Annotated in this window: 13 protein-coding genes; 7 read left to right on the forward strand and 6 right to left on the reverse strand. The window is 42.6% G+C overall.

What is annotated here, in order from left to right; translation table 11 throughout:
• The first annotated feature begins 4 nt into the window (after positions 1 to 4).
• Positions 5 to 406, forward strand: a complete 402-nt coding sequence (locus DEO27_RS00835; RefSeq protein WP_112572477.1) for a helix-turn-helix domain-containing protein — start codon at positions 5 to 7, stop codon at positions 404 to 406.
• A gap of 23 nt (positions 407 to 429) precedes the next feature.
• Here the strand turns inward: DEO27_RS00835 and DEO27_RS00840 are convergent, their stop codons facing one another.
• Together DEO27_RS00840 and DEO27_RS00845 are read right to left on the reverse strand one after the other, a co-directional pair.
• Positions 430 to 1,413 (reverse strand): GlxA family transcriptional regulator, encoded by a 984-nt coding sequence (locus DEO27_RS00840; RefSeq protein WP_112572475.1) that lies wholly within the window; start codon positions 1,411 to 1,413, stop codon positions 430 to 432.
• A 128-nt stretch (positions 1,414 to 1,541) separates the two neighbouring features.
• On the reverse strand, positions 1,542 to 2,189 hold the full coding sequence (locus DEO27_RS00845; RefSeq protein WP_112572473.1) for an ankyrin repeat domain-containing protein: 648 nt from the start codon (positions 2,187 to 2,189) through the stop codon (positions 1,542 to 1,544).
• A 273-nt stretch (positions 2,190 to 2,462) separates the two neighbouring features.
• On the opposite strand from DEO27_RS00845, the gene DEO27_RS00850 reads away from it, so the two are divergent.
• Positions 2,463 to 5,075 (forward strand): FtsK/SpoIIIE family DNA translocase, encoded by a 2,613-nt coding sequence (locus DEO27_RS00850; protein WP_112572471.1) that lies wholly within the window; start codon positions 2,463 to 2,465, stop codon positions 5,073 to 5,075.
• Between the two features lie 69 nt (positions 5,076 to 5,144).
• Complete coding sequence (locus DEO27_RS00855; RefSeq protein ID WP_112572469.1) at positions 5,145 to 5,822, forward strand: LolA family protein; 678 nt, start codon at positions 5,145 to 5,147, stop codon at positions 5,820 to 5,822.
• 466 nt (positions 5,823 to 6,288) lie between these two features.
• On the opposite strand, the gene DEO27_RS00860 is transcribed toward DEO27_RS00855, so the two are convergent.
• The 3 genes from DEO27_RS00860 to DEO27_RS00870 all read right to left on the reverse strand — a co-directional run bounded on the left by DEO27_RS00860 (position 6,289) and on the right by DEO27_RS00870 (position 8,519).
• Positions 6,289 to 6,822: an AAA family ATPase gene (locus tag DEO27_RS00860; protein WP_112572467.1), complete on the reverse strand. Its 534-nt coding sequence runs from the start codon at positions 6,820 to 6,822 to the stop codon at positions 6,289 to 6,291.
• A gap of 164 nt (positions 6,823 to 6,986) precedes the next feature.
• A complete protein-coding gene (locus DEO27_RS00865; RefSeq protein ID WP_112572465.1) occupies positions 6,987 to 7,448 on the reverse strand; it encodes a DUF4265 domain-containing protein in 462 nt (153 codons plus the stop codon).
• Positions 7,449 to 7,457: 9 nt separating this feature from the next.
• A complete protein-coding gene (locus DEO27_RS00870; RefSeq protein ID WP_112572463.1) occupies positions 7,458 to 8,519 on the reverse strand; it encodes a polysaccharide deacetylase family protein in 1,062 nt (353 codons plus the stop codon).
• A 117-nt stretch (positions 8,520 to 8,636) separates the two neighbouring features.
• On the opposite strand from DEO27_RS00870, the gene DEO27_RS00875 reads away from it, so the two are divergent.
• The 4 genes from DEO27_RS00875 (at position 8,637) to DEO27_RS00890 (ending at position 10,699) form a co-directional block, all read left to right on the forward strand.
• The gene (locus DEO27_RS00875) at positions 8,637 to 8,909 is read left to right on the forward strand and encodes a hypothetical protein (protein ID WP_110586553.1); all 273 of its coding nucleotides are present in this window, start codon (positions 8,637 to 8,639) and stop codon (positions 8,907 to 8,909) included.
• On the forward strand, positions 8,906 to 9,667 hold the full coding sequence (locus DEO27_RS00880; RefSeq protein WP_112572461.1) for an MBL fold metallo-hydrolase: 762 nt from the start codon (positions 8,906 to 8,908) through the stop codon (positions 9,665 to 9,667). Before DEO27_RS00875 ends, DEO27_RS00880 begins: the two co-directional genes overlap by 4 nt.
• 72 nt (positions 9,668 to 9,739) lie before the next feature.
• Entirely contained in the window at positions 9,740 to 10,180 is a 441-nt protein-coding gene (locus tag DEO27_RS00885; protein ID WP_112572459.1) for a BLUF domain-containing protein, read from the forward strand.
• Positions 10,181 to 10,276: 96 nt separating this feature from the next.
• Positions 10,277 to 10,699, forward strand: a complete 423-nt coding sequence (locus tag DEO27_RS00890; protein ID WP_112572457.1) for a BLUF domain-containing protein — start codon at positions 10,277 to 10,279, stop codon at positions 10,697 to 10,699.
• Between the two features lie 134 nt (positions 10,700 to 10,833).
• On the opposite strand, the gene DEO27_RS00895 is transcribed toward DEO27_RS00890, so the two are convergent.
• A complete protein-coding gene (locus DEO27_RS00895; protein ID WP_112572455.1) occupies positions 10,834 to 11,301 on the reverse strand; it encodes a hypothetical protein in 468 nt (155 codons plus the stop codon).
• Positions 11,302 to 11,418 lie beyond the last annotated feature (117 nt).

Genomic DNA, 11,418 nt, shown 5'->3' on the forward strand with positions numbered 1-11,418 from the left:
CGTTATGGAAGCAACGCTTACCGTTCCGAAGAAAATACTGGCCCGGCAGCATGAAATTACTGCCGACTATCTAAAGGCTGTTGACAAACATCTTGACGATGTGCTGAACAAGCGCGTATTGGATATGTACGAGATCCGTGATTTTGCCGATGAAATGCATATCCATCCTACACATTTAAGCAATACCATCAAACTTACTACCGGCAAGCATCCCTGTTTCTTTTTCGAGGAAAAGATCATGGAAATTGCCAAAGCCATGCTACAGGAAAATCAGGTAAGCGTAGCCGAAATAGCAGGCAGGCTTACCTTCGATCCGTCAAATTTTACTAAATTCTTTAAACGTTTTGAAGGGGTAACCCCCAAGCAATACCGCGAGCAATGGCTGATTGCTAAGCTTGAACCGTAAACATGGGATGTGAAAACGTAAATCTAATTCTCTAACACAGCCCTTCTGCAATATTTGCTCCGGTAATCCTGCGGGGTTAAGCCTGTTATCCTTTTAAATATCTTTCTGAATGTCTTCAGATCATTATAGCCCACTTTATACATCAATTCGCTGATATTGTGGTTGGTTTTCTCCAGTCCTTTTTTTACCGATTCGATCTTTACCTTTTGCAGGTATTCCATAGGGGTGTTTTGGGTAGCGCTTTTAAAACGGCGGATAAAATTGCGCTTGCTCATATTGGTTTGCCCGGCAATTTCCTCTACCGAAATAGGCAGATGGTAATTGTTTTCAATAAATAATTGCGAGCGCATAATTTCCTGGTCTTCATGCTGATGCTGCCCTTCAAATACCTTGAAATGTGCCTGGCTGGTACGGTCAATGTCCAGCGAAAACATTTTACTGGCCCAGATGCCGGTATCCCGGCCGCAATATTTTTCAATTAGGTATAGTACCAGGTTCATGCTTGAAAAAGCCCCGCCGCTGGTGTAGGTACCATCTTTATCTGTGGTTACCATATCGGGTAAAATATCCACCTGCGGGTAACGGCGTTTCATATCATCAACAGCAACCCAGTGGGTGGTGCAGGGTTTGCCGTTAAGTACCCCGGCTTCGGCCAAAAAATAGCTGCCAAAACACAGGCTGGCTACTTCGGCACCCTTGTCATACATGTTTTTGATAAAATCTATCAGGTTTTTGTTTTTACGCATGACCAAATCAGGCGGACCGTAAAATGCCGGGGCAATAACCAGGTCGATATTATCGATCTCGTCAATGGTTTTGAAACCGGTAAACTGTGCAGGGAAGTAAAGCAGGTTATTGTTTATTTTTTCGCCTACAAGCATCACGCTGAAAGCTTCGGTTTTGCCGCTTTCTACCAAAAAACGGTTGGTATGTCTCACCATATCCAATACCCCGGAAATGGTTGAAAGATTGATGTCTTCGTGAATAAGCAGCGCTATTTCTCTCATTTGTTATAATTCAGGTTATTACAAATATATAAAAGCGCCCGACACAAAAACATGCGATAAGCTTTAAAAAACACCCATGAACTATAAAATACTATCGCTTAATAGGTTTAAAATTAAGCGTTTAAACATTAACTCAAGATGTCGGCTATTTCTTCAAAGCCTTTTTCACGGGCCAGATCGGCAGGGAGTTTACCGCCTTCCATGCGGGTGAAAACTTCGGCACCGCTTTCCAGTAACAGGATAATGAGCTCGAGGTTACCGTTTTGCGCGGCAGAATGCAGGGGCGTAGCACCCGCTTGTTGTACAACGTTTACTTTAGCGCCGTTTTCAATCAGCATCCGGGCAATTTCGGTATAATTACCGGCAACCGCAGAGTGAATAGGAAATACATTGAACCCATTGTTTGATTGGAGATTAACATTTGCTCCCTTCAGCACCAGGTACCGAGCCACATCAAACTGGCCGAAATAGCAGGCCAATCCAAGGGCTGTAAAGCCATCATCGGCATAGTCATCAAGGGCATTGGGATTGCTGCTTACAAGGTGGGTAACAATATCAAATTTGCCGGCCGCGGCGGCTTCAAATAAACTGATATCGCTTACGTAATTTAACAGCAAATTGGTAACCTCGGGCTTTTTATAATAGCACGAAAGCATAAGCGGAGATACCCTAAGGCTCGTTTTTTGGGTAGCCAATGCCCGGTCGCGGCCAAGCAGGGTATTGATACTATCTAAATCGGCAGATGCAATGTATTCTTCCAGTCTTTCTATGCTCATTACTCGGTTAAGTAAAGCGTGACTATTAAGCCCGCTGTATATTTACTTGATTAAAGTTGCTTTTTATGTTAGAGGTAAATGTTGTTTTTCAATTATACTAAAAAATTAAAAATGTTACCAATAAGTTATATAATCTGTTAACTTTATATTCATTCGGCCTGTAATTTTTGGCAGGTTAATGAATCTTATATAAAATATTTACCGGGGGTAGCCGCAAAGTTTACATAGGTGAAATTTTACGTAAGTTTGCACATAAACGATTGTTACATCAGGATGCCGGCAAAAGGAAACCAGTTTAGAACTAATAATTTCAAGGGAGAAAATCAGCCACGCCAAACCGGTAAAGCTGAAAAGGAACGTGCGACAGGCAGGAGATTACCTAAGCTGCCCAGCTTTGATTTTGACTATGAAAATGGCAAAGCTGTTAAAATTGCGGGTTTGTTTTCGCTGCTTTTATCTGTTTTTTTCCTGATTGCTTTTACCTCGTACCTGTTTACCTGGCAGGAAGACCAAAGCTATATTTCCAAAACAAATGGTGGCTGGCATAACCTTTCAACTGGTACCACTATTCATGAAATAGCAGACCTCAACGATCAAACCGTCAGGGCGCAAAACTGGCTGGGTAAGTTTGGAGCGTTGTTATCAAACCAGTTTATTTATGAGTGGTTTGGTGTGGCTTCGTTCATATTTGTTTTTGTGTTTTTTGTTGCGGGATACCGTTTGCTTTTCAAGGCAAGGTTGTTTTCTATCCGTAAAACACTGGCATACTCATTATTCAGCATTGTTTTTATTTCGGTAGCGATAGCATATTTTCACTCATTTATCATCGATTATCCGCACTACCTTGAAGGAGGTTTCGGTTTTTGGAGCAACCGTTTACTTGCAGCGCAGATAGGCGAGGCGGGCACCGGCGGCCTGCTGGTGTTTTTGGCGCTTACCGTATTGGTAATAGCCTATAACATCGACTTTAAAATACCTAAACGCAAAGACCGTCCGGTAGCACCAATGGAGGTTGAAGAAGTAGCGCCTGAACCGGTTGAATTGATTGATGAAGAACCATCAGCACCTCTTGAATGGCCGCGGGGAAATAATAATATTCGTGAAACTCATGTAAGCAGTATTATGCCTGAGCCCATGGTGCAGGAACCGATTGCTCCTCCATCACAATTCAGACAGCCTCCTATGGAGCAGGTGCCCGAGTATCACGAGCCTGTTGTTTTGCGCCCGGAAAATACCCTTAAGCACGAGCCGGAAGAGGATGATGAGATCCCACTTACCATTGACACCAGCAGGCCACTGCCTGAGCTGAGTGTGGAGCAGGCCGATGAAGCTAAGAAGGATGATTTGCTAAGCAAGTTTGGTGTTTATGACCACAAGCTTGACCTGGCTTCTTATAAACTACCACACATCGAGCTGTTAGAGAATCACGGTTCAAACAAGATCTCGGTTAACGCCGAAGAACTGGAGGCCAACAAAAACAAAATTGTTGAGACCCTGAACCACTACAACATCGAGATTGATAAGATCAAGGCGACCATCGGGCCAACAGTTACTTTGTATGAGATTATCCCGGCTCCGGGTGTAAGGATCAGCAAGATCAAGAACCTGGAAGATGATATCGCGCTAAGTTTGGCGGCTTTGGGTATCCGTATCATTGCTCCTATGCCGGGTAAAGGTACTATCGGTATCGAGGTACCAAACCAGAATCCGGAAATGGTTTCGATGCGCTCGATACTATCGACAGAAAAATACCAGAACACTACCATGGACCTGCCTATCGCTTTAGGTAAAACCATATCAAACGAGGTGTTTATTGCCGATTTGGCTAAAATGCCTCACTTACTGGTAGCTGGTGCCACCGGGCAGGGTAAATCGGTTGGTATTAACGCTATCCTGGTATCACTGCTGTACAAAAAACACCCTGCCGAACTGAAGTTTGTACTGGTTGATCCTAAAAAGGTGGAGCTTACGCTTTTCCGTAAGATAGAAAGGCACTTTTTGGCGAAATTACCAGATGATGGCGATGCCATTATCACCGATACCAAAAAGGTGGTAAACACGCTCAACTCGCTTTGTATTGAGATGGATCAGCGGTATGACCTGTTGAAAGATGCGCAGGTACGTAACCTGAAAGAGTACAACGCCAAATTTGTGAACCGTAAGATCAGCGATCCTGAAAAACACCGCTATCTGCCATTTATTGTACTGGTAATTGACGAGTTTGCCGATTTGATGATGACCGCCGGTAAAGAGGTGGAAATGCCTATTGCCCGTATCGCGCAGCTGGCCCGCGCGGTGGGGATCCATTTGGTTATCGCTACACAGCGTCCTTCGGTAAATATCATTACGGGTACTATCAAAGCCAACTTCCCGTCGAGGCTGGCATTTAGGGTACTTTCTAAGATAGACTCACGTACCATTTTGGATGCGGGTGGCGCCGATCAGCTGATCGGTCGCGGGGATATGTTGTTCTCAACAGGAAGCGACCTGATCCGTTTACAGTGTGCCTTTGTTGATACGCCCGAAGTTGAGGCTATTTCCGACTTTATCGGTAACCAAAAAGGATATCCATCGGCCATGTACCTGCCTGAATACGTTGGTGAAGGTGAAGCCAGCAGCGGTGCCAAAGAATATGATCCTGATGACCGCGACCCGATGTTTGAGGACGCCGCGCGTTTAATTGTATTGCATCAGCAGGGCTCAACATCACTTATTCAGCGTAAAATGAAACTGGGCTACAACCGTGCCGGTCGTATCATTGACCAGCTGGAAGCAGCCGGAATTGTTGGTCCGTTTGAAGGCAGCAAAGCCCGCGACGTGCTTTATCCTGATGAGTACAGCCTTGAGCGTTACCTGGAAACGCTGCAAAAACCTATTAAAGATTAAACCAAGCAAAATTTAATTACTCTAATCCAATAACTATTAATGATTATAGTTGTTGTTGAATAAAACTGAATGAAAAAGATCATAGCATATACCATTTTAGCAATAAGTACATACAGCACGGCTTTTGCGCAAAAAGACAGCCAGGCAAAAGCGATTTTAGGTGAGGTTAGTCAAAAGTATCGTTCATACGATGTTATAAAAACTGATTTTACCCTGAGCCTCAATAACCAGCAAGCCAACATCAAAGAAACACAAACTGGTACATTGGTATCAAAAGCAAAATCCGGAAAATACAGGGTTACGCTGTATAACTCGGCGGCAAAACCCGAAGTTGATAAGGAAATACTAAGCGATGGCAAAAGCCAGTGGACATACCTGAAAAAAGATAAAGAAGTACAGGTAAGCGACGCCGATAAAAACGGCGACGGACTAAGCAACCCGGCCCAGATTTTTACCATGTATGAAAAAGGTTTCAAATACCTGTACACCGGCGAACAGAAGATAGCAGGTAAAACCTATCAAACTATTGAGCTTACTCCGGAAGATGATAAAAAAGCTATTTACAAAGTGAAGCTTACTATCGATAAGGTAAAAAAACAAATTTACAGTGCTTTACTGTTCGATAAGAACGGAAACAGGTATACTTATACCGTGCGCACCTTTACCCCAAATGTACCTGCAGCCGATGCAACTTTTGCATGGGATGCCAAAGGTCACCCTGGTGTTGAACTTGTGGACTTGAGGTAAGTCTTATTTAGATGTGAGATTCGAGACGTGAGATTTGAGATATTTTAAAGCGGAAGGTTTTACCTTTCGCTTTTTTGTTTCTTTAAATTTGCCCCTTACGCCGTTGTTGGTGTTGTCACCAACAACCATAAGATTGGCAACGAAATATGATAATTGTACGTCGTAGAGTTGTTGGTGACAACACCAACAACGGCAAGCGGAAGGTTTTATCTTCCGCTTTTTTGTTTCTTTAAATTTGCCCCTGTCGCTCACCTCTTGGCTATAAATAGAAAAATTGTCATTTCGAACGAGGAACGAGGAGAAATCTTATACAAGATGCTGAGCGAACTATTCGGGCTGAATTTGCATGGCGTATAAGATTTCTCTTTCGCCCCGACGCACGATCCCTGCCCTCTGCTCATTCGAAATGACAATTTAGGAGATAACGCCAATAACGGTCTATTGGGGTGCTAAGGCGGGAGTTGTTTTAAATCGCTTTTAACTTCCTCAAAACAGCTTCAACTCTTTCCTCCACAGTAGTGTCACCTTCGATAACCAATAAAGGCGTTTTTAGGTTATTCATCCAGTTTTTGTGCGAGTGCAGGCTGCGGCTGTTAGTGATAAGCTCATCATAGCCTCGTGCCCATTCAATAAATTCATTATAGAGCCTGTTCCGCTCTCTGTCGGTATGGATGATATCGCCGTAGCGTTCATACTCCCTTTCCTGCAAACGCCGGATCCTGATGGTCGGCGGAATATATAAGAATACCGACAGATCAAATTGCCAATTATTGTTCCAGTTGATAACCGAGCCACCGAGGATCCAGTTTTCGTTACCGGCCATTTCATTGTTGATCATGGCATTTCTCTCTTCGGGTGGTCGCCGGTTGGTAAAAGGAGGATTGGAAGGGAACCAGAAATAATGATCACTGTCAAAATAAGGGTAGCCAAGTTTTTCGCTCAAAGCCTGGCCGAGCGTGGTTACTCCTGAGCCTGATGCTCCAAAGATGTTGATGCGCATAAAAGCAGATAGAATGTTCGGCAAGTAACTAAAATTTCGCCAAAGATGTAATGTAATGTAGAGTAGATTTAAAATAAGCTATAAATCAGTTGGTTATGGTTAGGTTATTGTTTTACTCAATACACTGAGTAATTTTACTCAGTGTATTGAGTAATTTCAGATAGTTAATATTGATGCTCTTCTGATAAACACGATTCAGCATAACCTATAATATCCTGCTGTTTTAATTCCTCTAAGCGGGCCTTGACTAAAACGTAATCGACCGAAACGGGGACGTCTACGGCAAAATATTTATTGCCCATCCCTTCCCAGTTACATCCCAGTTCTTCAAATGGTTTACCAATGTTTTTGAGCTCTGCGGTATCATCCATTAAAATCACGTGGATAGTTGAATTGCCCGAATACTCCCGGGTTTCACGGTAAGTAAGCATTTTTTCATCTTCATCAAACTCAGCAAATATGATATCGCCCGATGCTATAATGGGCAGATAAAAAGGAATGTTATTTAACTCGTAAAGTCCTTGAACTTCGTCAATTACTTTAGTCCACATGGTTTCTACAGTAATCTCTTCTAAAATATTGCTATATACCCTGAATAGTACTTTAACGTGTTTATCATCATTCATAAAACAAACTTACTCATTTCCCACCTTAGCCCTGCGTTCCATTACCTCTTTCCACGTAGTTAAAATAAACCCTTTTTGTTTCAGGTAAGCTTTCAACCGTGGATCGGTCATGGCCAGTAAGTCGCCTTTGCGTTTCTGGCCTTCGTTACAGATATTTTTAAATTGTGATGATGGCTGGGTGCAATGCATCAACACCATGGTTAAGCCAGGTGAAAATCGGTCGAAGTTTTCGATATAATGCTCGGTATACCATTTTTGTAACTCCTTATCGGTAACCTTGTCAATATCGGGCATTACCCAATCGTAGCTTGAGTTATCCAGATCGTCCAATACCGGGAGACCACCTTTCCAGGCCAGCTCGCCAAGCTCACGTACTTTAGCCAGTTCTGCCGGTTCGGGAATGATCATGCCCTCGATATACTTGCCATCTTTTTTGAGTTGGGCAATGGTGGCATTTTTAGCTTCAGCACGGTAAAATGCATCTTCGCCGCCGGGCAGCATTACCGGTATCTTTTTTTCGATGCCCAGGTTTATATATTTTTCGAGGAAAGCGGGTTTAGCAAACAGTGTTCCCATGTGCGAGTCGAGATGTGTTGGCGTAAAGCCCATGGCTAAGGCACGGTCAAGCTGGGCGCGTATTTCCTTATCAATTTCATCTGCGGTAGCACGGAAATATACGGCGGCAACTCCCGGCCAGAAAGCCCCCTCTTTATCCACCAATCCGGGCACCGCGGCTTTACCGGAAAGTGGTCCCCAGCGGTAATTTTGCCATTCGGAAGTTAGGGTTAAATGCAGGCCGGCATCTATGCCGGGGTGTTGATCCATATAATGTTTAAAATCGGGCACCCAGGGGCAGGGCATCATCACACTGGTTGATGTAGCTACACCTTCACCAATGGCTTTTTCAACGCCCTCATTTGATTCATGCGACATTCCCGCATCATCAACGTGCAAAATAATTACACGGGCGCCTTTGGGCCAGCCAAGCTTTTCGGCATAGGTTTTTGTTTGCTGGGCGTAAATGCTGATACTAAAAACAATACCGGCTGTGGTGAGCAGTAAGTTCTTCATTTGGATAGTTTTAGGATATAAAAGGTAAATAAAAATAGAAATTTATTTAGCAAATGTGACATGCAAATGCCAAATTGGGTACTTTAAATACCCCTGTTTTTACTACTTTTGAAATTAATGCTTACCGCAACAAACCATACGCTTGAGAAACTGGAAATGCTGTTAAAAACGGCAGGTTACAAGGTTCGCTATGAAAAAGGCAACTTTAAAACCGGTGCATGTTTGCTGCTCAGCAGTAAAATGATTGTGGTGAACCGTTTCTCTAACCTGGAAAGTAAGATCCTTGCTTTGACAGAACTGTTACGCGAACTTGAGGTTGATTACAAGCTGCTTGATGATAAACAGATTGCATTTTTACAAGAGATTAAACAAACAAAACTGCAGCTGTGACCATAACATTCTTAGGAACCGGAACATCGCAGGGCGTACCTGTTATAGCGTGTAACTGTGAGGTATGCCTCTCTACAGATAAGCATGATAAGCGCCTGCGCAGCTCTATTTTAATTGAAGCCGAAGACAAGGTTATTTCAATTGATTCGGGGCCCGATCTCAGGTACCAGATGCTCCGCGCTAATGTACAACGGTTGGATGCCATAGTTTTTACCCATGAGCACAAAGACCATGTTGCCGGTATGGATGATATCCGGGCGTTTAATTACAAACAGAATGCGCCAATTGATATTTACGCGGATGAACGGGTTCAAAAAGCTTTGGCGCGTGAATTTCCCTATATTTTTGACGGCACAGGTTATCCTGGCATTCCGCAGGTAAAAATGCATACCATCGCGCTTAAGCCGTTTAGGATAGGTAACGTTGAGCTTATCCCTATCGAGGTATTCCATTACAAGCTTCCTATAAAAGGTTTCAGGATCAAAGATTTTACGTATCTCACCGACGCCAAAACCATTCCAGATGCCGAAAAGGAAAAAATACGGGGCACAAAAACGCTGGTGATAAACGCCCTGCAAAAGGAAACCCATATCTCGCATTTTACACTTAGTGAGGCCATTGCTTTTGCCAATGATATAGGGGCGGAAACCACCTATTTTACGCACATCAGCCACAGGCTGGGCAAACATGCCGATGTTTCTAAAGAACTACCTGCGGGTATCGAACTGGCTTATGACGGGTTAAAATTGACTTTTTAACATCGACATAAAACCACCGCCTCTTTTTCTTCGTAGTTATGAAAATAAAATAGCCCCTAATTTTATTTCTATATGGAATATCTTGTATTTATTAGCACCTCTAAAAAGCTAATGAGCGATGCTGAACTATTGGACCTGCTGCAATCGGCCAGGTCAAAAAACTCCGAAAACAACATTACCGGAATGCTTCTTTATGGCGAGGGCACCTTTTTGCAGGTTCTTGAAGGTGAAAAGGACGATCTGCACAGGGTTTATAACGCCATTCAGGCCGATTCCAGGCACCGCAACATAATTATGATGATCAGTGGGATACTTAATGAACGGATTTTTCCAAAATGGTCAATGTCTTTCGCGTCAGTAAATGGGGATGTGCTTGAAGTGGTTGAGGGTTATTTAAACCCGGCAAAGATGAGCTTTGCGGCTGATGTTAATAACCACCCAACGGTTAATATGGTAAAAACCTTTGCAGAAAGTAACAGACTTACAATACCCGTTTTTACCCTGTTTAATTAGTTATTTAGGTTAGAAACCGGATTGCTACATTAATATTTTTGTGCTTTTTTGTATTAACTCTTCGTATATTGAGGAGGTAATATTGACCCTAATGTCATGGAATATCTTGTTTATGTCAGCACCGCTAAAAAATTCATGAGCGATGCAGAACTATTGGATCTGTTACAAGCGGCACGGATAAAAAATGCCGAACATAATGTGACAGGTATGCTCCTTTATAGTGAAGGGACTTTTATTCAAGCCCTTGAGGGTGAAAAAGAAAATCTTTACGCTATCTATAACGCTATTACGCTTGACTCCCGCCATCGTAATATTATCTTGATGGTATCCGGGAGTGTTGAAGAAAGGATTTTCCCTAATTGGTCTATGGGTTTTGCTTCAGTAAATGCGGATGTACTGGAATTAATAGAAGGCTATCTAAATCCATCAAACAAAAATTTCATTGGCGATAGTAATCATGCTACCATTTTGATGCTCAAAACTTTTGTGAAAATCAACAAGTTATCCCTGTCATTTTAAAAAATAATTGTTTAAACCAGTGCCTATTTATGTTGCAGTTCACTTATCCCTTTAGATGCTTCGGCCTTGGTTAATGATCCGTTAGGTTCTTAGCCGGCTTCATCAGTGTTATATGCATGAATGTCTGTAGGAACTTATAACTCAATAAAGCTTACCCTGTCAATAGTCCCCTTATATTGTTTTAAATGGCCTTTGTCGCTCACGTCAACCACGCCACGAATGGTTACCTTACGTTTATTCATTTGGGTAAACTGCCCATCATTATAGGTAAACAAGCCAATATGTGTACCAGGCAAATAAAGCGGACAATCCTGACTGAAATCAATCCATAAAGCATTGTGCAGATCGTGATTTGAAAAAAGACTGTCGTTAAAAAGCGCCGACTGCTCATTTCCTTCTTTGTATTTGCCACTCACCTCAACATATTGCTTGTCATATTTTTCGATATGATTGACCAGTTCGGTAAATGAAATCTTCTTGTAATCTTTGGAGATATTGCAATCGCTTTGAAAGATCTTTTTTTGTTTGGCGCATGCTCCAAGCAAAATGAGCAACGGAAAAATCCGGAGCAGATTTTTGATATGGATAAACGCCGCAGTCATATAAATCAGGAATGTTTAAGATAGCGAAAATATCTGTCACTAAACCTTATAACAGATATTTTACAGCGAGGTTACAGATACGGTGACTAATTAGGAATTTATCTTTGCTAAAACGTT

This window comes from Mucilaginibacter rubeus (assembly GCF_003286415.2).
Taxonomy (GTDB): domain Bacteria; phylum Bacteroidota; class Bacteroidia; order Sphingobacteriales; family Sphingobacteriaceae; genus Mucilaginibacter; species Mucilaginibacter rubeus_A.

Excerpts from the sequence above, each read along its gene's own strand:
- DEO27_RS00895 (WP_112572455.1), bottom strand. The coding sequence starts at position 11,301 with ATGACTGCGGCGTTTATCCATATCAAAAATCTGCTCCGGATTTTTCCG.
- DEO27_RS00855 (WP_112572469.1), top strand. The coding sequence starts at position 5,145 with ATGAAAAAGATCATAGCATATACCATTTTAGCAATAAGTACATACAGC.
- DEO27_RS00875 (WP_110586553.1), top strand. The coding sequence starts at position 8,637 with ATGCTTACCGCAACAAACCATACGCTTGAGAAACTGGAAATGCTGTTA.
- DEO27_RS00860 (WP_112572467.1), bottom strand. The coding sequence starts at position 6,822 with ATGCGCATCAACATCTTTGGAGCATCAGGCTCAGGAGTAACCACGCTC.
- DEO27_RS00845 (WP_112572473.1), bottom strand. The coding sequence starts at position 2,189 with ATGAGCATAGAAAGACTGGAAGAATACATTGCATCTGCCGATTTAGAT.
- DEO27_RS00890 (WP_112572457.1), top strand. The coding sequence starts at position 10,277 with ATGGAATATCTTGTTTATGTCAGCACCGCTAAAAAATTCATGAGCGAT.
- DEO27_RS00870 (WP_112572463.1), bottom strand. The coding sequence starts at position 8,519 with ATGAAGAACTTACTGCTCACCACAGCCGGTATTGTTTTTAGTATCAGC.
- DEO27_RS00865 (WP_112572465.1), bottom strand. The coding sequence starts at position 7,448 with ATGAATGATGATAAACACGTTAAAGTACTATTCAGGGTATATAGCAAT.
- DEO27_RS00885 (WP_112572459.1), top strand. The coding sequence starts at position 9,740 with ATGGAATATCTTGTATTTATTAGCACCTCTAAAAAGCTAATGAGCGAT.
- DEO27_RS00840 (WP_112572475.1), bottom strand. The coding sequence starts at position 1,413 with ATGAGAGAAATAGCGCTGCTTATTCACGAAGACATCAATCTTTCAACC.
- DEO27_RS00850 (WP_112572471.1), top strand. The coding sequence starts at position 2,463 with ATGCCGGCAAAAGGAAACCAGTTTAGAACTAATAATTTCAAGGGAGAA.
- DEO27_RS00835 (WP_112572477.1), top strand. The coding sequence starts at position 5 with ATGGAAGCAACGCTTACCGTTCCGAAGAAAATACTGGCCCGGCAGCAT.